The sequence below is a fragment of the Quadrisphaera sp. RL12-1S genome (genome assembly GCF_014270065.1).
In the GTDB taxonomy this organism is placed as follows: Bacteria; Actinomycetota; Actinomycetes; order Actinomycetales; family Quadrisphaeraceae; genus Quadrisphaera.
Map to the genome: position 1 here is coordinate 251,200 of NZ_JACNME010000001.1, position 24,363 is coordinate 275,562.

Genomic DNA, 24,363 nt, shown 5'->3' on the forward strand with positions numbered 1-24,363 from the left:
CCCGCGCCTGGGCGCACCTTCCGCGGCACGTGCGGCTCTCGCGGCGCGCTGGGCGCACGTGCCGCGGAAAGTGCGACGAGGGGGTCAGCGCTGGGGCGCGGCAGTGGCCTGGGTGTGCGTGCCGATGGCCCAGACGAACGGCGGCGTGGTGCCGTTGACGGACCAGTCACCCACGATGCGCGTCTTGTAGATCACCGGGTTGTGCGAGGCGACCGTGCGGGCGTTGCGCCAGTGCCGGTCGAGGTCCTTCGCGCGCGACGTGCCCGAGGCGCCGAGGGTGTTGAACAGGAGCGTCGCGGCGCGCGGGACGCTCTCCGAGAGCACCACCTGGGCCTGCGCGGTGGCGATCTCCGCGCGGACGTTGGCGGCGAGGTCGGCCTCGCTGTCGCGGTCGTGCGCGGTGTCCGCCGCCCCCTGGACGGCGGACGCGGCGGCCAGCGCGATCGCGCGGGCGGCGAACGCGACCGAGGAGATCTCCCCGGCCACCGCGAGCACCTGCGGGTCCTCGCGGACCACCGGTGCCAGCCCGTGGCTGTAGGAGCGGGTGCGCGAGCGCACCTCGTGGGCGGTGTCGCGCTCCACCGCGGCGGCGATGCCGGCGTGCACCGCCAGCAGCACCAGCTGGTAGAGCGCCGTCTGGTAGCGGAACCTGTCGTCGAACGGCGCCAGGTCGTCCTCCGCGACCACCGCGTCCTCGAGCACCAGCGTGCCGGTGCCCGTGAGCTGCTGGCCGAAGCCGTCCCAGTCGTCGCTGACGGTCACGCCGGGCTGGTCCAGCCGCACGAGCGCCGTGACCGTCCCCGCGGCGGCGTCCCCGGCCTCCTGCGCGGCCACGGTCGCCTCGTCGGTGAGCTGGGCGACCACGTCGGTCCACCCGGCGTAGATCGTGCCGGTCGTGTAGTACTTGCGGCCGCTGACGCGCCAGCGGCCGTCGGCGTCGCGGCGCACCTTGGTCGACTGGCCGCCCAGGGTGGTGCCGCCCGTCTCGCTCCACGCGTTGCCGGTCCACTCCCCCGCGGCGACGCGCGCGAACCACGCGTCGCGGTAGGGCCCCTCGGGCAGGGAGAGCAGGTGCTCCACCCACGCGACCTGCCCGCGGAAGATCTGCGGGAGGTTGGAGTCGACTGCGGCCAGGTCGATCATCAGCTCGGTGAAGGAGACCAGGTCGAGGCCGTCACCACCGTGCTCGACGGGCACGCGCAGGCGCGTGAAGCCCGCCGCCACCAGGGCTTCCACCTGCTCGCGCGGCAGCTGGTGGTCGACCTCGCGCTGCACCACGTCGCGGACGACGGCGTCGAAGACCGGCTGCAGGCGGGCGCGGGCCGCGGCGAGCCGCTCGGCCTGCGTGGTGGGCTGGGCGGTGGGCTGGGCGGTGGGCTGGGTGGTGGTGCTCATCGACAGCGCTCTCCTCGGCGATCGGTGGTCGTCACCGGGCGCCGCTGCCCGGGACCGACGAGGAGGAGCGCGTCGTTACCGGGCGCGGACGCCTGGTCCGGTCATCACCCGGGGCACCCCACGACGCGGGGGTTGCCGGCCAGCGAGCCGGGGCTTGGCGCTGGCGCTCATGACCTGGGCGGCACCGTAGCGTCAGGGCACCCGGGCGGTCCAGGCAGGGTCGAGGTACTTGCGCTGCGCCAGGTCGCGCGCCGCCGCCAGCTCCGCCTCGGTGACGTCCCCGTCCACGAGGCCGTACCGCGAGCGGAACGAGGCGGCCATGGCGCTGATGACGTCCTCGCGGGCCATGCCGGTCTGGGAGCGCAGCGGGTCCACGCGCTTGGCAGCGCTGGTGGTCCCCTTGTCGGAGAGCTTCTCGCGGCCGATGCGCAGCACCCGCAGCATCTTGGTGGCGTCGATGTCGTACGACATCGTCACGTGGTGCAGCACCGCGCCGGGCCTGCGCTTCTGGGCGGCGCCCGCGATCTTCCCCGCGGCGGAGACGATGTCGTTGATGGGGCGGTACTCGGCCCGGACCCCCAGGTCCGCGAGCGCCTCCAGCACCCAGGCGTCGAGGAAGGCGTAGGACTCGACGAAGCCCATCCCCGCCACCAGGGACGACGGCACGGTCAGCGACCACGTGATGGTGTTGCCGGGCTCGGCGAACATGGCCCCGCCGCCGCTGATCCGCCGCACCACGTCCACGCCGAGCTCGCCGGCCGCCTCCGCGTCGACCTCGTTGCGCAGCGACTGGAAGCTGCCGATGATCACCGTCGGGCGGTCCCACTCCCACACCCGCAGCGTCGGCCCGCGCCGCCCCTGGGCCACCTCCTCCAGGAGCACCTCGTCGAGGGCCATGAGCAGCTCGGGGCTCTCCGGCCCGCGGTGCACGAGCGACCACGCGTGGTCGGCGAAGCCCGTCGCCCGCGCCAGGGCCCGCCGCACGACGACGGCGACCGCTTCCGGCGTCACCCCGACGAGCACGGCACCGGCCGGCAGCGCGGAGCGGACCCGAGCGGCCAGGTCGGCGGCCTCGGTGTCGGCGGGCAGCCCCTCGAGCGCGGCGTCGATCGCCTCGAGGGCGTCGTCCGGCTCCAGGAAGAAGTCGCCCGAGATGCGGACGTCGCGCAGCACTCCCCCGGCGCTCAGCTCGTGCGGGCCGGTGACCTCGAGGTCGACCACCACCAGCTTGCCGCCGGGGACCTTGTACTCGCCGTGCACCGCGGCACCTGCTCCCTGGTCAGACGACGATGGTGGAGACCGGCAGACCGGGGTCGGTCGCCAGGTCGAGCGGGGAGGGGCCGAGCCCGTCGGCGAGCGCCAGCGCGCCGAGCGCGGCGACCATCGCGCCGTTGTCGGTGCACAGCCGCAGCGGCGGCACGCGCAGCGCCAGGCCCGCCGCCTCGCACCGCTCGGCGAGCAGACCGCGCACCCGCGCGTTGGCGGCCACGCCTCCGCCGAGCAGCACGGTCTGCACGCCGCGGTCCTGGGCTGCGCTCACGGTCTTGCGGGCCAGCACGTCGGCCACGGCCTCCGAGAAGGAGGCGGCGACGTCCGCGACGAAGGGCCCGTCCACCTCGCCACCGGCGCGGCGGTGCGCGTCCACCTGGCGCGCCACGGCGGTCTTGAGGCCGGAGAAGGAGAAGTCGTAGGGGTGGCGGCGCAGGTCGTGCGCGGCCGTCAGCCCGCGGGGGAAGGCGAAGGCCGCCGGGTCGCCGGACTCGGCGGCGCGCTGCACGTGCGGACCGCCGGGGTAGGGCAGGCCCAGGAGGCGGGCGACCTTGTCGAAGGCCTCCCCGGCGGCGTCGTCGAGGGTCTGGCCGAGCAGCTCCACGCGCAGCGCCCCCACCCCGGTCCCGGCGGGGCTGCGGACGTCGAGCAGCTCGGTGTGCCCGCCGGAGACCAGCAGCGCGACGCTGCGCTCGGGCAGGGCACCCGAGACCAGCACGTCCACAGCCACGTGCGCGACGAGGTGGTTGACGCCGAGCAGCGGCACGTCGAGCGCCAGCGCGAGGGCCTTGGCCGCGGCCACGCCGACCAGGAGGGCGCCGGCGAGGCCGGGCCCGGCCGTGACGGCCACCGCGTCGACGTCGGCGAGGGTCGCACCCGCCTCCTCGCACGCGCGGCGCATCGTCGGCAGCAGCGCCTCGAGGTGCGCGCGGCTGGCGATCTCCGGGACGACGCCCCCGAACCTCACGTGCTCGTCCACGCTGCTGGCCACGGCGTGCCCGAGCAGCTGCGCACCGCGAACGAGAGCGACGCCGGTCTCGTCGCAGGAGCTCTCGATGCCCAGCACGAGCGGCGCGGCAGGGTCGGCGGTACCGGCGGCCAGGGTCACCGCCCCACCCTACGAGCGGTGGGTCTCGGCGCCGGAACGGGCTCCGGAACCCCCCAGGCGCAGGCGCAGCACGTGCGCGTCGACGTCCTCGGGCTGGTAGTAGCGCCGGCGCACCCCGATCCGCTCGAACCCGCGGGCCGCGTACAGCGCCGCGGCCGGCGCGTTGTCGGCGCGGACCTCCAGCAGCACCGCGCTGGCGCCGCCCTCGCGCGCCGCGGCGACCAGGGCGTCGAGCAGGAGCCCGCCGACACCGCGCCGCTGCGCCCCCGGCGCCACGGCGAGGGTCTGCACGTCGGCGTCGGGCCCGGCGAGCGCCAGGCCGCCGTATCCGAGCAGGGCGCCGTCCCGGTCCTCGGCGGCCAGGTAGGTGCGGCCGGGGGCAGCCAGCTCCGACCAGAACAGCTCCGCGCTCCAGGCGCCGGCGCCGAACAGCTCCGCCTCGACGGGGAGCAGCCGCTCGACGTCCCACCAGCGCAGGCGGCGCAGCAGCACGCGGGCGAGGGGGCCCCCCGGGGCGGCCGGGACAGCCGGGGTCATCGGCCGGCGAGCGCCGCGGGGACCTGGGCGTCGGGGCGGCGCAGGTACAGCGGCTGCGCGGGCAGCAGCTCCCCCCCTGCGACCAGCCGCCGGGCCACGAGGGCGCCGAGCACGCCCGGGTCGGGGTCGAGCGGGAGCGCCACGGGGTCCTGGCCGTCGCCCGGGGCGCCCGCCAGGACGTCGGGGCCCGGGAGCGCGTCGCGGTACAGCGCGGCACCGCGCCCCACGGCCGGCAACCCCTCGGTGACGACGTCGGCGGCGGCGCTGACGTCGGGGCCCGCGGTGCGGCGCCAGCCCGAGAGGGCGTCCGCGGGGTCGTCCACCGCCACCCGGGCCCAGTGGACCTCGCGCCGGCGGGCGTCCGCGGCGACGACGAACCCGCCGGCCAGCGGTCCTCGGCTGCCGACCGGTCCGGCCGCGAGCGCGGTGGCGGCCAGGGCGTCCAGGCTGCTGACCCCGTGCACCGGCAGGCCGAGCGCCTCGCCGAGCGCGAGGGCGGTCACCACGCCGACGCGCAGGCCGGTGAACGGCGCGGGCCCGACGCCCACGGCCACCGCCCGCAGGTCGCGGCGGTCCGCACCGGCGCTCGCCAGGACGGACCGGACGGCCGGCGCGAGCAGCTCGCCGTGACGGCGCGCGTCGAGGTGCTGCTCGTGGGCGAGGACCCGCTCGCCCTCCAGGAGGGCGACGCCGACGGCGGAGGAGGTGTCGAGGGCGAGCAGCAGCACGGCCAGCAGCGTAGGCCGCCCGGGTGGCGCGGCCACCCGCCACCCGACGCGCCGGAGAAGTTGCTTGCACGCTGCACACAACAGTCCTAGAGTCATTGCTTGTGACATCCATCGACACGTCGAGCGCACCGGCGCGCACGCCGGCCGCCGAGGACCTGGTGGAGGAGTTCGGCTCGCTCATGCGCGTCGTCCACCTCTACAAGGCCCAGTCGGCGACGCGCTCGGCGCACTCCCTGCTCTTCCCGGTGACCCACCACGGGCCGCTGCGCACCACCGCCCTGGCCGAGCTGGTCCACGCGGACCCGTCCACCACCAGCCGCCAGGTCGCCGAGCTGGTCGCCGAGGGCCTGGTCGAGCGCCAGGACGACCCGGCCGACCGCCGCGCCTGCCTCATCGCCACCACCGCCGCGGGTCGCGCCGCGGTCTCCGCGCTGCGCGCCCAGCGCGCCCGCGTCTTCGCCGAGGCCCTGTCCGACTGGGCCCCCGAGGAGATCACCTCGTTCACCGCTGACCTGCGCCGCTTCCGGGAGGCGCTCGCCGCCTCCGCGCTCTCCCCCTCCACCACCTCCCCCCAGGAGTCGTGATGTCCTCCACCGCAGCGGCGCACCCCGCCGCCCCCGCCCCCACCGGGGCGTTCACGCACCGCCAGATCATGACCATCCTGTCCGGCCTGCTGCTGGGCATGTTCCTCGCCGCGCTCGACCAGACGGTCGTCTCCACCGCCATCCGCACCATCGCGGACGACCTGCAGGGCTACTCCCTGCAGGCGTGGGCCACGACGGCGTTCCTCATCACCTCGACGATCTCCACGCCGCTGTACGGCAAGCTCTCCGACATCTACGGCCGCAAGCCGTTCTACCTGTTCGCCATCGCCGTCTTCGTCGTCGGCTCGGTGCTCTGCGCCTTCTCGTGGTCGATGTACTCCCTCGCCGCCTTCCGTGCGGTGCAGGGCGTCGGCGCCGGCGGCCTCATGAGCCTGGCCTTCGCGATCCTCGGCGACATCGTGCCGCCGCGCGAGCGCTCCCGGTACCAGGCGTTCTTCATGGCCGTCTTCGGCTCCTCCTCCGTGCTGGGCCCGGTCATCGGCGGTGTCCTCGCCGGCCAGAGCTCGCTGCTCGGCCTCACCGGGTGGCGCTGGATCTTCTTCGTCAACGTGCCGCTCGGCGTCGTCGCCTTCCTCGTCGTGGGCCGGGTGCTGCGCATCCCCCACGTCCGCCGCGACCACCGCATCGACTGGTGGGGCGCCGCCTCCCTCGTCCTCGCCCTGGTGCCGATGCTCATCGTGGCCGAGCAGGGCCGCGAGTGGGGCTGGGGCTCCACGAGCTCGGTCGTCTGCTACGTCCTGGCCGTCGTCGGCATCGCGGCGTTCGTCGTCGCCGAGCGCGTCATGGGTGACGAGGCGCTGCTGCCGCCGCGCATGTTCGGCGAGCGCACCTTCTCCATCGGCATCGTCAGCAGCTTCATCGTGGGCATGGGCATGTTCGGCGGGATGCTGCTGCTGCCGCAGTACCTGCAGGTGGTCAAGGGCTCCTCGCCCACCGTGGCCGGCCTGCAGACCCTGCCGCTGATGCTCGGCATCATGAGCGCCGCCGCGGTCTCCGGCCGCATCACCAGCAAGACCGGGCGCTACAAGGTCTTCCCGGTGGTCGGCACGGCCGTCCTCGCCGTCGCCCTGGTCCTGTTCTCCTTCGTCGGCGCGGACACGCCGCTGGTCACCACCATGGCGATCATGCTGCTGTTCGGCATGGGCCTCGGCCTGAACATGCAGTCGGTGATCCTCGCCGTCCAGAACGCCGTCAACCCCCGCGACATGGGCGTGGCCACCTCCTCGGTGACCTTCTTCCGCCAGATGGGCGGCACGCTCGGCGCCGCGGTGTTCCTGTCGCTGCTGTTCAGCCTCGTGGTGGGCCGCATCGCGACCGCGTTCACCGAGGCCCGGGGCACGGCCGCCTTCCAGCAGGCCCTGGCCGCCGACCCCGCCCAGGCCCGGACGCTGGCCAGCGCCACCTCCGGGGGCGGCTCGCTCAACGACACGTCGTTCCTCAACAGCCTCGACGACGTCATCGCCCACCCGTTCCGGGTCGGCTTCTCCTCCGCGATGGACACGATCTTCCTCATCGCGGCGGGCGTCATGGTGGTCGGCTTCCTCGTCACCCTGTTCCTGCCGGAGAAGCCGCTGCGCGCCACGGCCGGCGTCCAGGCCCAGGCCGAGGACGCGGCGGCCCAGCAGGCGGCCGACGGTGCCGCCGCCGCGGTCGCCGCCGCGGCGCCGACCTCCACCACCCCCGTGGTGGAGGAGGACGACGACGACCGCAGGGTCGGCGCCTCCCGCTGACGCCACGACCACCGGGCCCTCCCGGTGACCACGCAGGAGACCCGCACCCCGGCGCCCGGGGTGCGGGTCTCCTGCGTGAGCAGCGACCGGCGCGCGCCGGCGCTCAGGGAGCGGGCAGCTCCACGCCCTGCCAGCGGACCCCGACCCCGCGCAGGACCACCCGCCGCACCTCGCCGTCGGCCTCGGTGGAGGGACGCTCCAGCTGCACCTCCAGGCGGTCGGACGCCAGCTGCTCCACCAGTCCCGCGCCCCACTCGACCACGGTGACCGCCTCCTCCAGGGAGGCGTCCAGGTCGAGGTCGTCCACCTCGCCGGCCGAGCCGAGCCGGTAGGCGTCCACGTGCACGAGGGCCGGCCCGCCGACGAGGGAGGGGTGCACCCGGGAGATGACGAACGTCGGCGAGGTCACCGGACCGCGGACCCCGAGACCGTCCCCGAGGCCCTGGGCCAGCGTGGTCTTGCCCGCGCCCAGGTCACCGGTGAGGACGACGAGGTCCCCGGGGCGCAGGAGCCGTGCGAGCGCACGGCCCAGCTCGTGCATGTCCTCGGCGGTCGGCACCGCCAGCACCTGCTCCTGCTCCTGCGTCGAGCGCGCGGTCACAGCCCTGGCCCTCCCTGCTCGCTGGTCTCGTGGCCGGTGGTCTGGCCGGTGTCCTGGTCGTCATCGGTCGCCGGTGCCCCGGCGGAGCCGGTGTACCGGCGGGGCAGCCGCGCGGAGACCCGCGCCACCACCTCGTAGCCGATGGTGCCGCACGCCCGGGCCCAGTCGTCAGCGGTGGGGGCGCCGAGCGCGCCGTCGCCGAACAGCTCCACGAGGTCACCCGCGGCGGCCCGCTCCGCCCCCGGAAGGCCTGACAGGTCCACCACGAACTGGTCCATGCAGACCCGGCCGGCCACGGTGGTGCGGCCCCCCGCCACCACCACCGGGCCCACGCCGCTGGCCGCGCGGGGCACGCCGTCGGCGTACCCCAGGGGCACCAGGGCCAGCCGCGTCGGACGGTCGGTGGTGTAGGTGTGCCCGTACGAGACGCCCTGCCCCGCCTCCACGTCCTTGACCAGCGCCAGGCGCGTCCGCACGGACATCGCGGGTCGCAGCCCCAGCTGCTCGGAGCTGCCCACGCCGTCGCCCGGCGACAGCCCGTAGAGGGCGATGCCCGGTCGCACGAGGTCGTACCGGAGACCGGGGTCGGTGAGGACGGCGGCGGAGTTGGCCAGGTGCCGCACCGCGAAGGTGGCGCCGAGGTCCTCCGCGACCTCCAGCGCGCGCTCGAACGCCTCGCGCTGCCGCGCCAGGCTGGGATGCCCCGGCTCGTCGGCGCGGGCCAGGTGCGACCACGCGCCCACCAGCTCGGCGGTCCCGTCAGCCCGGGCGCGCAGGGCGGCCCGCACCGCGTCCGGCCAGCCCGCGGCGGTCGCGCCGCCGCGCCCCATCCCGGTCTCGGCCTCCAGGTGCAGCCGCACGGGCCGGCCCGCGGCGCGTGCGGCGTCCGCGAGGACCTCCACGGCGTCGGCGGAGGACGCCGAGAGGTCCACCCCGGCGGCCACCGCGGCCGCCACGTCCTGCCCGGGTGCCCACAGCCAGCACAGCACCGGGGCGTCGACCCCGCCCGCGCGCAGGGCCAGCGCCTCCGCCAGCTGCGCCACGCCCAGCCAGGTGGCTCCGCCGGCGAGGGCGGCCCGCGCGACGGGAACGAGCCCGTGGCCGTACGCGTCGGCCTTGACCACCGCCATGACCGCTGCGGGAGCGGCCCGCTCGACGAGCAGGGCGGCGTTGGCGGCGATGGCGTCCAGGTCCACCACCACCTGGCCCGTCCAGTGCTCGTGCCAGCGGCCGCCGCTCAGGCCGTCGCTCAGGTCGCTGCTCACGAGGGCCACTCCCGCCGGGTCAGGAGGTGGGCGACCACGCCGGGAACCGCCCGCGCCACCGCCTCGGCGTGCAGGGGGCCACCCCCGCTGGCCACCACCGCGGCGCGGCCGTGCACGGCCGTGGCCAGGGCCCCGGCGTCGAAGGGGTCCAGCCCCGCCGCCAGGAGCGTCCCGGCCACGCCCGCGAGCACGTCACCGGCGCCCGCGGTGCCGAGCCAGCCCGGCCCGTCGGTCTGCGAGCGCACCCACCCGCCGGGGGTGACCACCAGCGTCGTGGACCCCTTGAGCAGGACGACGGCGCCGGTCCTGCGCGCCGCGCGCTGCGCGTGCTCAAGCGGGCGGTCCTCGACGGCGGCGCGCTCGACCTGCCCGTCCCCGTCCCCGAGGTCGGTCAGCAGCCGGGCGAGCTCCCCGGCGTGCGGGGTGAGCAGCACTGACGTGCGCGCGGGGTCGAGCGGTCCGCGCTCGCGCACGCGCCGTGCCAGGGCGGGCAGCGCGCCGGCGTCCAGCAGGCACGGCACGCCGTCCGTGCCGTCGTCGGGGGTGGCGGCGGCCAGGGCGTGCGCCACGGGACCGGCCTGGGCGTCGTCGTCGGGGTCGACGCCGGAGCCGACGGCCCACGCCTGCACCCGGCCGGGCCCCGGGACCACCTCGGGCAGCCGCTGGCGCACGAGGTCGCTGGCGCGGGGCGGGCCGACGTAGCGGACCATCCCGGCCCCGGCCAGCACCGCCGCGGTGGTGCACAGCAGCGCGGCGCCGGTGTACGTGTCACCGCCGGCCACCACGCCGAGCACGCCGCGGGAGTACTTGTCGTCGTCGGGACCCGGCACGGGCCACAGCAGCGCCGCCTGCTCGGGGTCGAACTCCTCCACCGCGGCCGGTCCCAGCACGGCGGGGTCGAGGCCGATGTCGACGACGACGACGCGCCCCGCCGCCCGGGACGCGGGCGGCAGCAGCAGTGCGGGCTTCGCGGTGCCGAAGGTCACCGTCACGTCGGCGTGGACGCAGGCCGGTCGCCCGTCCGCGTGTCGCGGGAGCTCGCCGCTGCCGGCGGCGACCCCGCTGGGCACGTCCACGGCCACGACGAGCGCCCGCGCGGGCACCGCCTCCACCAGGGCGGAGGCGGAGGCGTCCAGCCCGGGACGGCCACCGGTGCCGAGCAGCCCGTCCAGCACCACGTCAGCGGCCGCGAGCGCGGAGCGGGCCGCGACGCCGTCCGCGGCGGGGGGCAACACCCTGCCGCCGGCCGCCCGCAGGGCCGCCAGACCGCCGGCGTGCGCGCGGGCGCCGGACTGCAGGGCCACCACGTGCACCCCGCCGGCCGCGAGGCGGGCCCCCGCGTGCAGGGCGTCCCCGCCGTTGCTGCCGGGCCCGACGAGGAGCACCGCGCGCGCCCCGTAGAGGCGGCCGCGCCGGCGGCGGACCTCACCGGCCACCACGGCGGCGAGCCCAGCGGCCGCGCGGAGCATGAGCGGGCCGTCGTGCCCGGCCGGGCGACCGGCCAGGCCGGGGTCGGCGGCCTGCTCGGCGCGCCGGACGGCCTCGACGGTGTGGGCGGCGGTCACGGGGTCCCACCCTCGGCCACCACGACGGCGGACGCGACCCCGGCGTCGTGGGTGAGGGAGACGTGCCAGGAGGTGACGCCGAGCGCGGCGGCCGCGGCCGCCACGCTCCCGCGCACCCGCAGCGCGGGACGCCCCGACGCGGTGCGCTCGACCTCGGCGTCGTGCCAGGCCAGGCCGCCGGGCGCGCCGAGGGCCTTGGCCACGGCCTCCTTGGCGGCGAACCGCGCCGCCAGGGACTCCAGCGGCAGGTCGCGCTCGGCGGGGGTGAAGAGCCTGTCCCGCAGCGCGGGCGTGCGGGACAGGGTGCGCCCGAACCTCTCCACGCCCACGACGTCGATGCCCACGCCGACGATCACGGAGCTGTCACCGCCGGACCTCCTGGACCCTCACTCGACGGTGACGGACTTGGCGAGGTTGCGCGGCTGGTCGACGTCCAGGCCCTTGGCGCTGGCCACCTCCATCGCGAACACCTGCAGCGGGACCACCGTCACCAGCGGCGCCATGAGCGTGGGGACCCGGGGCACGCGCACCACGAGGTCCGCCGAGCCGAGCACCGCGTCGTCGCCGTCCTCGGCGATGACGATGGTGCGGGCGCCGCGGGCGCGGACCTCCTGCGCGTTGGAGACGACCTTGGCGTGCAGGGAGTCGCGGCTGTCGGGCGAGGGCACGATGACGAACACCGGCTGCCCCTCCTCCACCAGCGCGATGGGGCCGTGCTTGAGCTCGCCGGCGGCGAAGCCCTCGGCGTGCAGGTACGCCAGCTCCTTGAGCTTCAGCGCGCCCTCCAGCGCCACCGGGTACCCGACGTGCCGGCCCAGGAAGAGCACCGACTTCGAGTCCGCCAGCTCGCGGGCCAGCTCGCGGACCTGGTCGGACCGGTCCAGCACGGTCTGCACGGCGTCGGGCATGGCGTGCAGCTGGCCCAGCACCGTGCGCACCTCGTCGGCGAACATGTTGCCGCGCAGCTGCGCCAGGTACAGGCCCAGCAGGTAGCACGCCGTGATCTGCGCGAGGAAGGCCTTCGTGGAGGCCACCGCCACCTCGGGACCGGCGTGCGTGTAGAGCGCGGCGTCGGACTCCCGGGGGATGGTGGCGCCCTGGGTGTTGCAGATGGCGAGCACCTTGGCGCCCTGCTCGCGGGCGTGGCGGATCGCCATGACCACGTCCATCGTCTCCCCCGACTGGGAGATGGCGACGACGAGGGTCCGCTCGGTGAGCACCGGGTCCCGGTAGCGGAACTCGTGGGCGAGCTCCACCTCCACCGGGATCCGGCACCAGTGCTCGACCGCGTACTTGGCCACGTGGCCCGCGTAGGCGGCGGTGCCGCACGCGATGACGATGATCTTGTCCGTGCGGCGCAGGACGGCGGTGTCCATGCGGAGCTCGTCGAGCACGAGCGCCCCGCTGGCGTCGGTGCGGCCGAGCAGCGTGTCGGCCACGGCCTTCGGCTGCTCGTGGATCTCCTTGTCCATGTACCACTGGTAGCCGCCCTTCTCGGCGGCCGCGGCGTCCCAGTCGACGGTGAACGCGCGCGGGGTCACCGGAGCGCCGTCGAACCCGGTGACCTCCACGCTGGTGGCGGTGATGGTCGCCACCTGGTCCTGGCCCAGCTCCAGCGCGCTGCGGGTCCGGCCGATGAACGCGGCGACGTCGGACCCGAGGTAGTTGGCGCCCTCCCCCAGGCCGACCACGAGGGGGGAGTTGCGGCGGGCGCCCACGACGGTGCCGGGGGCGTCGACGTGCACCGCGAGGAGGGTGAACGCGCCCTCCAGGTCGGCGCACACCTGGCGCATCGCCGTGGTCAGGTCGGCACCGGCGGCCACGGCCCGGCCGAGCAGGTGGGCGACCACCTCGGTGTCGGTCTGCGAGGTGAACGGCACGCCCTGTTCGACGAGCTCGGCCTTGAGGACCGCGTAGTTCTCGATGATCCCGTTGTGGATCACGGCGAGGCGGCCGTCGGCGCTGGTGTGCGGGTGGGCGTTGGCGTCGGTGGGCCCGCCGTGGGTGGCCCAGCGGGTGTGGCCGATGGCGGCCGCGGCGTCGGGGAGGGGCTCGGCCTCGAGGGCCTCCACGAGCCGCGCCAGCCGGCCCGCGCGCTTGGTGACGCGCAGCTCGTGCTGGTCCCCGCCGCCGGTCGCGGCGCCCTCCACCTCGGTGACGACGGCCACGCCGGCGCTGTCGTAGCCCCGGTACTCCAGCCGCCGCAGACCCTCCAGGACCACCGCGAGGGCCTCACCACCGGTGGGTCCGCTGGGCCGGACGGTGGGACGGGGACCTGCGTAGCCCACGATGCCGCACATGGCGGGAAGGCTACGGCCCGCGCGCCAGGCATGATGGCGCCCCGTGGAACCAGCCCCGCCGCGCACCGGCCCGCAGACGGCCGTGCCGGCTGCGGCGCGGCCCGGCGCCTCACCCTTCGTCGACCTCGACAGGGCCGCGTGGAGCCGCCTGCGGGCGTCCACGCCCATGAACCTCACCGCCGCGGACCTGGAGCGCGTGCGCGGCCTCGGGGAGCGCATCGACCTGCGGGAGGTCGAGGAGGTCTACCTGCCGCTGTCGCGGCTGCTGAACCTCTACGCCTCCGGGGTCCAGCGCATGCACGCCGTCACCTCCACGTTCCTCGGCGAGGGGTCGGGGGTCGCCCCCGGCCCGCGCACGCCGTTCGTCATCGGCGTCGCAGGGTCGGTGGCGGTGGGCAAGTCCACGGTGGCCCGCCTCCTGCGCGAGCTGCTCTCGCACTGGCCGGAGACGCCGCGCGTGGAGCTCGTCACCACCGACGGCTTCCTGCTGCCGAACGCCGAGCTCGAGCGGCGGGGGCTGCTCGGCCGCAAGGGCTTCCCGGAGTCCTACGACCGGCGCGCCCTGCTGCGCTTCGTCACGGCGGTGAAGTCCGGCGCCCCTGAGGTGCGGGCGCCGCTGTACTCCCACCTCGTGTACGACATCGTGCCCGGCGCCGAGGTGGTCGTCCGCTCCCCCGACGTCCTCATCGTCGAGGGCCTCAACGTGCTGCAGCCCGCCCGCCCCCGCAGCGACGGCCGCACCGGACTGGCGGTGAGCGACTTCTTCGACGTCTCGCTCTACGTGGACGCGCGCACCGAGGACGTGGCCACCTGGTACGAGGAGCGCTTCCTGCGGCTGCGGCAGACGGCGTTCTCGCGCTCGGAGTCGTACTTCCGCCGCTACGCCGACCTGTCCGACGAGCAGGCGCGCGCCCGCGCCCGGGAGATCTGGTCGAGCATCAACGAGCCCAACCTCGTGGAGAACGTGCTCACCACCCGCGGGCGGGCCACCATCGTGCTGCGCAAGGCCGCCGACCACTCGGTGACCCGGGTGCGCCTGCGCAAGCTGTGAGCCGCTGGTGAGCCCCCCTCCCGCACCGGCGCCGCGCCCGCGGGTGCTGCCGCCCTGGCCGCTGGTGGGGCTGGTGGCCCTGGGTGGGGCCGTGGGAGCCCCCGCGCGGTGGGCCCTGGCGCTGTGGCTGCCGGGGCCCGCCTCCGGCTGGCCGACGGCGACCTTCACCACCAACCTCGCCGGCGCGTTCCTGCTGGGGGTGCTGCTGGAGGCCCTGGCGCGGCGGGGTCCGGACCGCGGCGGGCGCCGGGCCGTCCGGCTGGCCCTGGGCACGGGGCTGCTGGGCACCTTCACCACGTACAGCTCGTTCGCCCTCGAGGTCGACGCGTACCTCAGGTCCGGGCAGGTGGCCCTCGGCGCGGGGTACGCGCTCGCCACCGTCGTCGGCGGGCTGCTCTGCGCCGCGCTGGGCGTCCTGGTCGGCAGCCGGCTGGACGGCCGGCTGGACCGTCGGCGGGACGGTCAGCGGGACCGTGGAGGAGCGCGGTGAGCGCCGCTGCCCTCCTGCTCGTGGTGCTCGGCGGCGTGGTCGGCGCTCCGGCGCGCTACGCCGTCGACACCGCCGTCACCGCGGGCCGCCAGCGGCGGCTCGAGGGGCGCGGCGAGCAGGCGGTGGCGCAGCGGCCGGCGGCGGTCGCCCCCGGGACGCTGGCCGTCAACCTCGTGGGCGCCTTCGTGCTGGGCGTGCTGGTGGGCCTGGCACCACCCGGCGCCTCCACGTCGCGCGGGCCGCTGTGGCTCGTGGCGGGAGCCACCGGGTTCTGCGGCGCCTTCACCACCTTCAGCAGCGCCGTGGTCGAGGTGGTGCGGCTGGCGCAGACCGGGCGCTGGGGCGCCGCGGCGCTCTCGACGGCGGTGCACCTGCTCGGCAGCCTGCTGGCGCTGGCGGTGGGGCTGGCCGTCGGCCTGGCGGGACGGACCGCGGTGGGCTGAGGGCGCCCGGGCGCTCAGAGCGCCAGGCGCTCCCCGACGACCGCGGCCAGGCGATCGGCCACGGCGCGGGCCTGCGACTGGTCGCCGGCCTCCACCATGACGCGGACCAGCGGCTCCGTGCCCGAGGGACGCAGCAGCACCCGGCCGCTGTCGCCCAGCTCGGCCGACGCGGCGGCCACAGCAGCCGCCACGTGCTCGTCGGTGCTGGCCCGGGACTTGTCGACCCCGGGGACGTTGAGCAGCACCTGCGGCAGGCGCTGCACCGCACCGGCGACCTCCGCCAGGGGCAGGCCCACCTCCGCGACCCGGGCGAGCAGGTGCAGGGCCGTCAGCACACCGTCACCCGTGGTCTGGTGCTCGAGCATGACCACGTGCCCGGACTGCTCACCGCCCAGGGCGTAGCCGCCCTCGCGCATCGCCTCGAGCACGTACCGGTCCCCGACGGCGGTCTGCAGCACCTCGACACCGGCGGCGCGCATGGCGAGCAGCAGCCCGAGGTTGCTCATGACGGTGGCGACGAGCACCTTCCCGGGCAGCTGTCCGCGCTCCGCCAGCGCCAGCGCCAGGACGCCCATGATCTGGTCACCGTCGACGACGGCCCCGGACGCGTCCACGGCCAGGCAGCGGTCGGCGTCCCCGTCGAAGGCGATGCCGGCATCGGCACCGTGCTCGCGGACCGCGCGCTGCAGGGGCCCGAGGTGCGTCGACCCCACACCGTCGTTGGTGTTGAGACCATCCGGCTCGGCGCCGATGACGACGACGTCAGCGCCAGCGCGGCGCAGCGCCTCCGGCCCGACGCTCCAGGCGGCGCCGTGGGCGCAGTCGACGACGACGCGCAGCCCGTCCAGCCGGTGCGGCAGCGTGGCCAGCAGGTGGTCCACGTACCGCGCCCCGGCACCGGCGTCGGCGGTGACCCGCCCGACGCCGGCGCCCGTGGGGCGCGCCCACGGCTCGCGCAGGCGCCCCTCGATGGCGTCCTCCACCTCGTCGGGCAGCTTGTGGCCGCCCCGGGCGAAGAACTTGATGCCGTTGTCCGGCACCGGGTTGTGGGAAGCGGACAGCACCACGCCGAGGTCCGCACCGGTGGCGGCGACGACCTGGGCGATGCCCGGGGTCGGCAGCACCCCGACGTCCGAGACGTCGACCCCAGCGCTCGCCAGACCCGCGACCACCGCGGCCGAGAGGAACTCTCCCGACGCGCGGGGGTCACGCCCGACCACGGCGCGCGGGCGGTGCCCGGAGAACGCTCCTGCGTCTCCGAGCACGTGCGCCGCGGCCACCGACAGGTCGAGGGCGAGCTCCGCGGTGACGTCGACGTTCGCGAGACCGCGAACGCCGTCGGTGCCGAAGTAGCGACCCATGTCAGCCTCTGGTCCTGCTCGTGCTGCGGGGAAGCTGCAGCCGGACGAGCCGGATCAGCGCTTGCTGTACTGGGGAGCCTTGCGGGCCTTCTTGAGGCCGGCCTTCTTGCGCTCCTTGATCCGCGCGTCGCGGCTGAGGAAGCCGGCCTTCTTCAGCGAGGGGCGGTTCGCCTCGACGTCGATGCCGTTGAGGGAGCGGGCGATGCCCAGGCGCAGCGCACCGGCCTGCCCGGAGACGCCGCCGCCGTCGATGCGGGCGATGACGTCGAAACGGCCCTCGACCTCGGTGACGCGGAAGGGCTCGTTCACCATCTGCTGGTGGACCTTGTTCGGGAAGTACGACTCGAGGTCGCGCCCGTTGATGGACCACTGGCCGGTGCCGGGGACGATGCGCACCCGCGCCACGGCCTCCTTGCGACGGCCGGTGGCCGCGCCCGGAGCGGTGATGCTCGACCCGCCGCCGGCGATGCCGGGGGTGGTGGTCGAGTAGCTGCTCAGCTCGTCCTCGTCGTAGGTGCCGTCCTCGAGGGGGGCGTCGACGGGAGCGGTGTCGGTGCTCAACGGAGGTCCTCCTGCGCGCTCACTGCGCGACCTGGGTCAGGGTGTACGGCGTGGGCTTCTGGGCGGCGTGGGGGTGCTCGGGGCCCGCGTAGACCTTGAGCTTGCCGAGGACCTCGCGGCCCAGGGAGTTCTTGGGGATCATGCCGCGCACAGCGCGCTCGATGGCGCGCTCGGGGTCGCGGGCGAGGAGGTCGGTGTAGCGCTCCGACTTCAGGCCGCCCGGGTAGCCCGAGTGGCGGTAGACCCGCTTCTGCTCCGACTTGCTGCCCGTGAGGACCACCTTGTCGGCGTTGATGATGATGACGAAGTCACCGGTGTCGACGTGCGGGGCGAACACGGGCTTGTGCTTGCCGCGCAGCAGACGCGCGGTCTGGCTGGCCAGACGGCCCAGGACGACGTCCGAGGCGTCGATGACGTGCCAGGCGCGGTCGACCTCGCCGGGCTTGGGGGTGTACGTGCGCACGCTCGGACCTTCGCTCTGTGGACAGTGGTTCGTGAGGGGTGGATCTGGTACTGCTGGGAGTGCGTCTCGACCGGGTGCGCCGGAGGTGTGCCCACCGTTCACGGCGACGTCGAACGCACGACGGCCAGCAGACTACTCGGCGTCGTCCCGCCGGGTCAAAACGCGGCCCCGGCCCGGACGAGCCGGGCCGGGGCCGTGACGACGCGACCCGCGCTGCGGGTCCCTCAGGCGTCCTCTCGGGCGTCCTCTTGCGCGTCCTCTCAGGCGTCCTCGGGGTCCGGGACCACGTGCACGGCGGCCTCCTCCGCGGAGGCGGCTCCGCCGTCGATCCCGGCGTCGCTCGCCACGGCGCTCTTCTCGCGGTCCTCACCGGCGCCCTGGTCGGGCTCCACGAGGCGGCCGGCGCGCTGGTCGCCGACCTCGTCGTCCAGCAGCTCCCCCTCGAGGTCGCCCGAGGCGGGCTGGTCCGCGGGGAGGTCGCTGTCGTCGGCGAGACCGGCCGAGGCGTCGGGGTCGCCGCTGCCCCGGGCCTGGCCCTCCTCGTCGCTGCCGTCGAGGACGACGGAGGTCGACGGGTCGGGCTCCTCCTCCGCGAGGCGCTCGTCGAGGCTCTCTCCCGCGAGCTCCTCGTCGGCGGTCATGCCGAACCTGCCGACGCGGGCCTCGCGCTCGCGCGGCGAGTGCCCCTCGTCGAGGAGCTCGCTGGCGTAGGCGTCGTCCTCGGTGTCGGCCAGCGAGGTGATCGGGTCCTGGTCGGGCTGGGCCCCGGGGGTGCTCATGGTCACGAGGCTGCCACGGGGCGCCTCAGACGTCCTGCTGAGCGCGCCCCACCGGGTGCGGCACCGCCTCGTCGTCGCGTCGCGCACGGGCCTGCAGGACCCGGAGCGCGAGGCGGGAGTCCTCGGGGTAGTCGACCCGCTCGAGGACGAGGCCGTGGGCGGGGGCCACGGTGACGCCGGGGTCGCGCCGGGCGGAGGCCAGGACCTGCGCGGGCCACTCCACCGGCCGCCGCCCCGAGCCGACCGCGACGGCGGCCCCCACCAGCGCGCGCACCATGGAGTGGCAGAAGGCGTCGGCGACCACCTCCGCCACCACCAGACCAGCCTCCCCCGCCGGGGCGCTGTCGGGGGTGCGGCTCCACCGGTACCGCAGCAGGGTGCGCGTGGTGGTCGCGCCCTCGCGCGGCCGGCAGAACGCGGCGAAGTCGTGCAGGCCCTCCAGAGCGGCGGACGCCGCGTCCATGGCCGCCACGTCCAGCCGCCCGCGGGCGCTGCCGGCGCGGCGGGCGTCCACCACGTCGTGGCGGCGCAGCGGATCCCCTCCCCCCGGCCGGTCGGAGAGCCGGTAGGCGTAGTGGCGGCGCAGGGCGGCGAACCGGGCGTCGAAGCCGTCCGGCGCCGGGCTCGCCGACACGACGACGACGTCGGGCGGCAGGACGCCCGCCAGGCGCGTCACGAGGGACTCCCCCGGGGTCCTGGCGGACCTCCCGGGCAGCTGGCCCCACGCCGCCCGGGGCAGGTCGACGTGCACCACCTGGCCTCGCGCGTGCACCCCCGCGTCGGTGCGGCCCGCCACGACCGTGGTGGGGGCCTCGGGCAGCCTCAGGACGCGGGCGAGCCCGGTCTCCAGCTCCCCCTGCACCGTCCGCAGGCCCGGCTGCCGGGCCCACCCGGCGAAGGCCGTGCCGTCGTAGCCGAGGTCCAGGCGCACCCTCACGGCGCCCGCCTCCTGTCCTCCCGCGTCGGTCACCCGAGGACCCTGCCACGACCGCCACGACTGCCAGGACCACCGCCGCGGCCCCGAGGGGACCGCCCCGGACGACGAGGACCCCCGCACCGGTCGGTGCGGGGGTCCTCGAGGACGTCGTGGACGTCAGGCCTTGGGCGCCTCGGCGGAGCCGGCGGCGTCGTCGACCTGGGCCTCGGCGGGGGTGACCGCCGTGGTCTCGCCGGCCTCGGCGGCCGGGGCCGCCTGGGTCGTCGCCTCGGCCTGCTCCTGCGGCGCCTGCTCGGCGGCGGGCGCCTCCTCGGCGGGCGCGGCGGGCTGGTTGCCGCGGGCCGAGCGGGCGGTGGCGGCCTCGGCCTCGCGCACGGTGGCGGCGCGGGCCGTGAGGGGCTCCATGACCAGCTCGATGACGGCCATGGGGGCCATGTCGCCCTTGCGGGGGCCGATCTTCGTGATCCGGGTGTAGCCACCCGGGCGCTCCGCCATGGCGGGGCCGATCTCGGTGAAGAGGGCGTGCACGACGCCCTTGTCCTTCACGGTCGACAGGACGCGGCGGCGGGCCGCGAGGTCACCGCGCTTCGCGAACGTCACGAGGCGCTCGGCCAGGGGGCGCAGGCGCTTGGCCTTGGCCTCCGTGGTCGTGATGCTGCGGTGCTCGAACAGCTGGGTGGCCAGGCCGGCGAGCAGCAGGCGCTCGTGCGCCGGGCCGCTGCCGAGCCGCGGACCCTTGGTGGGGGTGGGCATCTCGTCTCCAGTGATCGTCAGTCGTGCGTCGGTGCTGCCGCTCCGGGCACCGGGCCGCGTGGCCCGGCGCCCGGAGGCGCTCAGCGCTGGTCAGGGATGACCAGCACCGCGGGGGTGTGGCTCAGTACTGCTCGGTCTCGGCGAACGCGGAGTCGTCGTCCGCGCCGTAGCTGTCGACCGCCAGGCCGGGGTCGAACCCGGGCGGGCTGTCCTTGAGCTGCAGGCCCATGCCCTGCAGCTTGACCTTGACCTCGTCGATGGACTTCGCGCCGAAGTTGCGGATGTCCATCAGGTCGGCCTCGCTGCGCGCGGTGAGCTCACCCACGGTGTGGATGCCCTCGCGCTTGAGGCAGTTGTAGGAGCGGACCGTGAGCTCGAGCTCCTCGATCGGCAGGGCCAGGTCGGCCGCCAGCGCGGCGTCCGACGGCGAGGGGCCGATGTCGATGCCCTCGGCCTCGACGTTGAGCTCGCGGGCGAGCCCGAACAGCTCCATGAGCGTCTTGCCCGCGCTCGCCATCGCGTCGCGGGGACGCGTCGACGGCTTGGTCTCGACGTCCACGACGAGGCGGTCGAAGTCGGTGCGCTGCTCGACGCGGGTCGCCTCGACCTTGTAGGTCACCTTGAGGACCGGAGAGTAGATGGAGTCGACCGGGATCCGGCCGATCTCCGCGTCCGCGTCCTTGTTCTGGGCGGCCGACACGTAGCCGCGACCGCGCTCGACGGTCAGCTCCACCTCGAGGCGGGCGGTCTCGTCGAGGGTGGCCAGCTCCAGCTCGGGGTTGTGCACCTCGACGCCGGCCGGAGGCGCGATGTCGGCGGCGGTCACCACCCCGGGGCCCTGCTTGCGCAGGTACATCACCACGGGCTCGTCGTGCTCGCTGGAGACGACGAGGCCCTTGATGCCCAGGATGAGCTCGGTCACGTCCTCCTTGACCCCGGGCACCGTGCTGAACTCGTGGAGCACGCCGTCGATGCGGATGCTCGTCACGGCCGCGCCCGGGATGGACGACAGGAGCGTGCGGCGCAGGGAGTTGCCGAGGGTGTAGCCGAAGCCGGGCTCGAGGGGCTCGATGACGAAGCGCGAGCGGTGCTCGCCGATCGGCTCCTCGAGGAGCGTGGGGCGCTGTGCGATGAGCACGGGTGCTGCCTTCCTGCCGCGGGTCCGCCATATGACCCGAGCGGCGTGCGTGCGCCCCGGTCGGCGTCGGTCTGCCGTCCGGGGGTGGGGCTGGTGGAGCGGGAAGAGCTCACCGGGGCGCGGACCAGCAGGCCCGCGCCCCGGTGGGCGCGTCAGACGCGGCGGCGCTTCGGGGGGCGCGTGCCGTTGTGCGGGACGGGCGTCACGTCGGAGATCTGCCCGACCTCCAGGCCGGTGGCCTGCAGCGAGCGGATCGCGGTCTCGCGGCCGGAGCCGGGGCCCTTGACGAAGACGTCGACCTTGCGCATGCCGTGCTCCTGGGCGCGGCGGGCGGCCGCCTCAGCGGCCATCTGCGCGGCGAACGGCGTGGACTTGCGCGAGCCCTTGAAGCCGACCTGGCCCGCGGAGGCCCAGGAGATCACGGCGCCCGAGGGGTCGGTGATCGACACGATGGTGTTGTTGAAGGTGCTCTTGATGTGCGCCTGGCCGACGGCGACGTTCTTCCGCTCCTTGCGGCGCGGGCGGCGGGCGGCGCCGGCTGCGGCGCGACGGGTCGTGGGGGGCATGGCTGTTCTCCTGGGTCCGAGGTCTCGTGTGCGGCTGGCCGTGGGGCCGTGGGGCGGCTGGGCGGTCGCTGCGCCGTGACGAGGTCGCGGCAGCAGCGGTGCTCAGCCGCGCGTCACTTGCGCCCGGCCTTCTTCTTGCCGGCGACCGTGCGCTTCGGGCCCTTGCGGGTGCGCGCGTTGGTCTTGGTGCGCTGGCCGCGCACGGGCAGACCGCGGCGGTGCCGCAGGCCCTCGTAAGTGCCGATCTCCACCTTGCGGCGGATGTCGGCGGCCACCTCGCGGCGGAGGTCGCCCTCGACCCGGAAGTTCGCCTCGATGTACTCGCGCAGCGCGACCTGCTCGGGCTCCCCGAGGTCGCGCACGCGGACGTCACCGCTGATGCCGGTCGCTGCGAGCACCTCGTGCGCGCGGGTCCGGCCGATGCCGAAGATGTAGGTGAGCGCCACCTCGAGCCGCTTCTCGCGGGGGAGGTCGACGCCGACGATGCGTGCCACTGCTGTCCTGTCCGTCATCCGGAGGTCTGCGGCAACCCGTCCCCGCCGGACGGCGGGTCCCCGGCCTCCGGGCCGGGGGTGTCGGCCCTGGGGGCCGTGGGCTGCTCTGCGTGCTGGTGGTTCTGGTGGAGCTGGGTGGTGCGTCGTGCGGTGGTGCTCTGCTCAGCCCTGGCGCTGCTTGTGGCGCAGGTTCTCGCAGATGACCATCACGCGACCGTGCCGGCGGATCACCTTGCACTTGTCGCAGATCTGCTTGACGCTCGGCTTGACCTTCATGATCGTCCTGTCGTGCGGGGTGGCGGCTGCGGGGTGGGGCTGCGGACCGCTGCTGTCAGCGGCTCACTTGTAGCGGTAGACGATGCGACCGCGGGAGAGGTCGTAGGGGCTGAGCTCCACGACCACCCGGTCCTCGGGGAGGATCCGGATGTAGTGCTGCCGCATCTTCCCCGAGATGTGCGCGAGCACCTTGTGGCCGTTCGAGAGCTCTACGCGGAACATGGCGTTCGGCAGGGCCTCGACCACCGCGCCCTCGATCTCGATGACGCCGTCCTTCTTGGGCATGTCCTCCGCTCACCGACCGGCGGCGCGCTCGCGCCCCCGGCCCTTGCAACTGGTCGTCGACCGGCCGTTGGGGGCCGGTCGGGCTCCGCAGGTGACCGACCACGAGGGGGCGGACGCACGGGAGCGACCCTCCATGCTAAGCCACAGCGACCGGCTCGGTGAAATCGCACCCCCCGAGCGGTCCCGCCCGCTCAGGCGAGGGGCGCCACCTGCACGCCGAGGGCACCCAGCTCCGCCGCACCGCCGTCCTCGGCGGTCAGCACCCAGGCCCCGCGCTCCCCCAGGGCGATGGTGTGCTCCCAGTGCGCGGCGCGGCCGCCGTCCGTGGTCACCACCGTCCAGCCGTCCTCCAGCACGTCCGTGTCCGCGGTCCCCCGCGCGAGCATCGGCTCCACCGCCACGCACAGCCCCGGCCGGAGCTTGGGGCCGCGGGACCGGCTGCGGTGGTTGAGGACCTCCGGCGCCTGGTGCATCGCCGTGCCGATCCCGTGACCGACGTAGCCGTCCACCACCGCCAGCGGTGCACCGCCCGCCGCGGCGGCGTCCTCGACGAGGCCCTCCACCGCGTCGCCGACCACTCCGAGGCGCTGCCCCTGCGACAGGCCGCGCGCGAGCGCGGCCACCCCCGCCCACATCGCCCGGCGGGTGGTCTCGACCAGAGCGGTGTCGGCCGGGTCGTGGTGCTCGGGGTCGCCCACCAGCACCGAGAAGGCGGCGTCGCCGTGCCAGCCCTCGACGACGGCGCCGCAGTCCACGCTGAGCACGTCACCGGCCACCAGCACGCGGTCGCCCGGGATGCCGTGGACCACCTCCGCCCCGACGGAGGTGCACAGCGTCTTCGGGTACCCGTGGTAGCCGAGGAACGACGGCACGGCTCCCGCCGAGCGGATCACCTCGGCCGCCACCTCGTCCAGGGCGGCGGTCGTCACGCCCGGGCGGACGGCCCGGCGCACCGCCTCCAGCGCGTCCGCCACCACCAGGCCCGCCCGGCGCATGAGGAGCACCTGCTCCGGCGTCTTGTACTCGATCCGCTCGCGCCCCAGCACCGCCGAGGACCCGCCCTCAGGCGCCGGCGGCGGCGGCGCTGCCGGCGTCGCCGCCGGCTGCGCGCAGGGCCGCGGCCACGCGCTGGGCCACCTCCTCGACCGGCCCCACGCCGTCCACGGTGACCAGCAGGCCCCGCGCGGCGTAGGCGGCCGCGAGCGGGGCCGTCTGCTCGGCGTAGACCTCGAGGCGCCGGCGCACCACGTCCTCGGTGTCGTCGCTGCGCCCCTGCTCGCTGGCCCGCTTCAGCAGCCGCTCGACGACGACGTCGACGTCGGCCGTGATCTCGAGCACCGCGTCGAGGCCGGTCGACCGGGCGGCCAGCACCTCGTCGAGGGTGCGCACCTGCGCGGTCGTCCGGGGGTAGCCGTCGAGCAGGAAGCCGCCGGAGGCGTCGTCCTGCGACAGGCGGTCGGCCACCATCCGGTTGGTGACGTCGTCGGGGACGTACTCGCCGGCGTCCATGTAGCGCTGCGCCTCGCGGCCCAGGTCGGTCCCGGCCGCCTTGTTGGCGCGGAAGATGTCGCCGGTGGAGATGGCGGGCACCCCCAGGCGCTGGGCCAGCAGGGCGGCCTGGGTGCCCTTGCCGGCGCCGGGCGGCCCCAGGAGGACGACGCGC

28 protein-coding genes and 1 riboswitch are annotated in these 24,363 nt (G+C 75.6%); of the genes, 5 read left to right on the plus strand and 23 right to left on the minus strand.

Translation table 11 applies throughout. The features are described 5' to 3' along the window. Window positions 1–84: 84 nt before the first annotated feature. The 5 genes from H7K62_RS01065 to tsaB all read right to left on the minus strand — a co-directional run bounded on the left by H7K62_RS01065 (window position 85) and on the right by tsaB (window position 5,037). Window positions 85–1,395 carry an acyl-CoA dehydrogenase family protein gene (locus H7K62_RS01065; protein WP_186715565.1) on the minus strand — a complete coding sequence of 437 codons (1,311 nt, stop codon included), beginning with the start codon at window positions 1,393–1,395 and terminating at the stop codon, window positions 85–87. Window positions 1,396–1,461: 66 nt separating this feature from the next. Continuing rightward, window positions 1,462–1,570: riboswitch (SAM riboswitch) on the minus strand. Window positions 1,571–1,587: 17 nt separating this feature from the next. Continuing rightward, complete coding sequence (locus tag H7K62_RS01070; RefSeq protein WP_186715567.1) at window positions 1,588–2,655, minus strand: lipoate--protein ligase family protein; 1,068 nt, start codon at window positions 2,653–2,655, stop codon at window positions 1,588–1,590. 19 nt (window positions 2,656–2,674) lie between these two features. Next, a complete protein-coding gene (gene tsaD, locus H7K62_RS01075) occupies window positions 2,675–3,772 on the minus strand; it encodes a tRNA (adenosine(37)-N6)-threonylcarbamoyltransferase complex transferase subunit TsaD (RefSeq protein WP_370591547.1) in 1,098 nt (365 codons plus the stop codon). A gap of 9 nt (window positions 3,773–3,781) precedes the next feature. Further along, the gene (rimI, locus tag H7K62_RS01080) at window positions 3,782–4,309 is read right to left on the minus strand and encodes a ribosomal protein S18-alanine N-acetyltransferase (RefSeq protein ID WP_186715569.1); all 528 of its coding nucleotides are present in this window, start codon (window positions 4,307–4,309) and stop codon (window positions 3,782–3,784) included. Then, complete coding sequence (gene tsaB, locus H7K62_RS01085) at window positions 4,306–5,037, minus strand: tRNA (adenosine(37)-N6)-threonylcarbamoyltransferase complex dimerization subunit type 1 TsaB (protein WP_186715571.1); 732 nt, start codon at window positions 5,035–5,037, stop codon at window positions 4,306–4,308. Before tsaB ends, rimI begins: the two co-directional genes overlap by 4 nt. A 101-nt stretch (window positions 5,038–5,138) precedes the next feature. On the opposite strand from tsaB, the gene H7K62_RS01090 reads away from it, so the two are divergent. Next, on the plus strand, window positions 5,139–5,621 hold the full coding sequence (locus tag H7K62_RS01090; RefSeq protein WP_370591548.1) for a MarR family winged helix-turn-helix transcriptional regulator: 483 nt from the start codon (window positions 5,139–5,141) through the stop codon (window positions 5,619–5,621). Then, on the plus strand, window positions 5,621–7,372 hold the full coding sequence (locus H7K62_RS01095; protein ID WP_186715573.1) for an MDR family MFS transporter: 1,752 nt from the start codon (window positions 5,621–5,623) through the stop codon (window positions 7,370–7,372). Before H7K62_RS01090 ends, H7K62_RS01095 begins: the two co-directional genes overlap by 1 nt. Window positions 7,373–7,475: 103 nt before the next feature. On the opposite strand, the gene tsaE is transcribed toward H7K62_RS01095, so the two are convergent. From tsaE to glmS, 5 genes are read right to left on the minus strand one after another with little or no spacing between them, the layout of a single operon-like run. Beyond that, entirely contained in the window at window positions 7,476–7,913 is a 438-nt protein-coding gene (gene tsaE / locus H7K62_RS01100; protein WP_186716461.1) for a tRNA (adenosine(37)-N6)-threonylcarbamoyltransferase complex ATPase subunit type 1 TsaE, read from the minus strand. Window positions 7,914–7,969: 56 nt separating this feature from the next. After that, on the minus strand, window positions 7,970–9,214 hold the full coding sequence (gene alr / locus H7K62_RS01105; RefSeq protein ID WP_186716473.1) for an alanine racemase: 1,245 nt from the start codon (window positions 9,212–9,214) through the stop codon (window positions 7,970–7,972). A gap of 20 nt (window positions 9,215–9,234) precedes the next feature. Next, window positions 9,235–10,803: a bifunctional ADP-dependent NAD(P)H-hydrate dehydratase/NAD(P)H-hydrate epimerase gene (locus H7K62_RS01110; RefSeq protein ID WP_186715575.1), complete on the minus strand. Its 1,569-nt coding sequence runs from the start codon at window positions 10,801–10,803 to the stop codon at window positions 9,235–9,237. Beyond that, entirely contained in the window at window positions 10,800–11,159 is a 360-nt protein-coding gene (locus H7K62_RS01115; RefSeq protein WP_186715577.1) for a holo-ACP synthase, read from the minus strand. The genes H7K62_RS01110 and H7K62_RS01115 overlap by 4 nt, the downstream gene beginning before the upstream one ends. A gap of 30 nt (window positions 11,160–11,189) precedes the next feature. Beyond that, window positions 11,190–13,103 carry a glutamine--fructose-6-phosphate transaminase (isomerizing) gene (gene glmS / locus H7K62_RS01120; RefSeq protein WP_186715584.1) on the minus strand — a complete coding sequence of 638 codons (1,914 nt, stop codon included), beginning with the start codon at window positions 13,101–13,103 and terminating at the stop codon, window positions 11,190–11,192. 82 nt (window positions 13,104–13,185) lie between these two features. On the opposite strand from glmS, the gene coaA reads away from it, so the two are divergent. Genes coaA through H7K62_RS01135 form a run of 3 tightly spaced genes read left to right on the plus strand, consistent with a single transcriptional unit; the run spans window position 13,186 to window position 15,087 of the window. Further along, the gene (gene coaA / locus H7K62_RS01125) at window positions 13,186–14,154 is read left to right on the plus strand and encodes a type I pantothenate kinase (RefSeq protein WP_186716475.1); all 969 of its coding nucleotides are present in this window, start codon (window positions 13,186–13,188) and stop codon (window positions 14,152–14,154) included. A gap of 7 nt (window positions 14,155–14,161) precedes the next feature. Next, the gene (locus H7K62_RS01130; protein ID WP_186715586.1) at window positions 14,162–14,644 is read left to right on the plus strand and encodes a fluoride efflux transporter FluC; all 483 of its coding nucleotides are present in this window, start codon (window positions 14,162–14,164) and stop codon (window positions 14,642–14,644) included. Continuing rightward, window positions 14,641–15,087, plus strand: a complete 447-nt coding sequence (locus H7K62_RS01135) for a fluoride efflux transporter FluC (protein ID WP_186715588.1) — start codon at window positions 14,641–14,643, stop codon at window positions 15,085–15,087. Before H7K62_RS01130 ends, H7K62_RS01135 begins: the two co-directional genes overlap by 4 nt. A gap of 14 nt (window positions 15,088–15,101) precedes the next feature. Here H7K62_RS01135 and glmM read toward each other — a convergent pair whose 3' ends face one another. From glmM to H7K62_RS01200, 13 genes are all read right to left on the minus strand, one after another. Further along, window positions 15,102–16,448, minus strand: coding sequence for a phosphoglucosamine mutase (glmM, locus tag H7K62_RS01140; RefSeq protein WP_186715590.1), 1,347 nt, complete (start codon window positions 16,446–16,448; stop codon window positions 15,102–15,104). A 54-nt stretch (window positions 16,449–16,502) separates the two neighbouring features. Continuing rightward, the gene (gene rpsI, locus H7K62_RS01145) at window positions 16,503–17,009 is read right to left on the minus strand and encodes a 30S ribosomal protein S9 (protein ID WP_186715592.1); all 507 of its coding nucleotides are present in this window, start codon (window positions 17,007–17,009) and stop codon (window positions 16,503–16,505) included. A gap of 19 nt (window positions 17,010–17,028) precedes the next feature. Then, the gene (gene rplM, locus H7K62_RS01150) at window positions 17,029–17,472 is read right to left on the minus strand and encodes a 50S ribosomal protein L13 (RefSeq protein WP_109773062.1); all 444 of its coding nucleotides are present in this window, start codon (window positions 17,470–17,472) and stop codon (window positions 17,029–17,031) included. Between the two features lie 260 nt (window positions 17,473–17,732). After that, window positions 17,733–18,251: a DUF5709 domain-containing protein gene (locus tag H7K62_RS01155; protein ID WP_186715594.1), complete on the minus strand. Its 519-nt coding sequence runs from the start codon at window positions 18,249–18,251 to the stop codon at window positions 17,733–17,735. 25 nt (window positions 18,252–18,276) lie between these two features. Next, the gene (gene truA, locus H7K62_RS01160; RefSeq protein WP_370591549.1) at window positions 18,277–19,221 is read right to left on the minus strand and encodes a tRNA pseudouridine(38-40) synthase TruA; all 945 of its coding nucleotides are present in this window, start codon (window positions 19,219–19,221) and stop codon (window positions 18,277–18,279) included. A 123-nt stretch (window positions 19,222–19,344) separates the two neighbouring features. Then, entirely contained in the window at window positions 19,345–19,941 is a 597-nt protein-coding gene (gene rplQ, locus H7K62_RS01165) for a 50S ribosomal protein L17 (RefSeq protein WP_186715596.1), read from the minus strand. A gap of 121 nt (window positions 19,942–20,062) precedes the next feature. Further along, window positions 20,063–21,079, minus strand: coding sequence for a DNA-directed RNA polymerase subunit alpha (locus H7K62_RS01170; protein WP_186715597.1), 1,017 nt, complete (start codon window positions 21,077–21,079; stop codon window positions 20,063–20,065). Between the two features lie 152 nt (window positions 21,080–21,231). Next, on the minus strand, window positions 21,232–21,645 hold the full coding sequence (gene rpsK, locus H7K62_RS01175; RefSeq protein WP_139710024.1) for a 30S ribosomal protein S11: 414 nt from the start codon (window positions 21,643–21,645) through the stop codon (window positions 21,232–21,234). Window positions 21,646–21,758: 113 nt separating this feature from the next. After that, window positions 21,759–22,139, minus strand: coding sequence for a 30S ribosomal protein S13 (rpsM, locus tag H7K62_RS01180; RefSeq protein ID WP_109773066.1), 381 nt, complete (start codon window positions 22,137–22,139; stop codon window positions 21,759–21,761). 162 nt (window positions 22,140–22,301) lie between these two features. Then, window positions 22,302–22,415, minus strand: a complete 114-nt coding sequence (gene rpmJ, locus H7K62_RS01185) for a 50S ribosomal protein L36 (protein ID WP_109773067.1) — start codon at window positions 22,413–22,415, stop codon at window positions 22,302–22,304. A 63-nt stretch (window positions 22,416–22,478) separates the two neighbouring features. Beyond that, on the minus strand, window positions 22,479–22,700 hold the full coding sequence (infA, locus tag H7K62_RS01190) for a translation initiation factor IF-1 (RefSeq protein WP_109773068.1): 222 nt from the start codon (window positions 22,698–22,700) through the stop codon (window positions 22,479–22,481). Between the two features lie 191 nt (window positions 22,701–22,891). Beyond that, the gene (gene map, locus H7K62_RS01195) at window positions 22,892–23,746 is read right to left on the minus strand and encodes a type I methionyl aminopeptidase (protein ID WP_186715599.1); all 855 of its coding nucleotides are present in this window, start codon (window positions 23,744–23,746) and stop codon (window positions 22,892–22,894) included. Between the two features lie 16 nt (window positions 23,747–23,762). Then, on the minus strand, window positions 23,763–24,350 hold the full coding sequence (locus tag H7K62_RS01200) for an adenylate kinase (RefSeq protein WP_370591590.1): 588 nt from the start codon (window positions 24,348–24,350) through the stop codon (window positions 23,763–23,765). Between the last annotated feature and the right edge of the window lie 13 nt (window positions 24,351–24,363).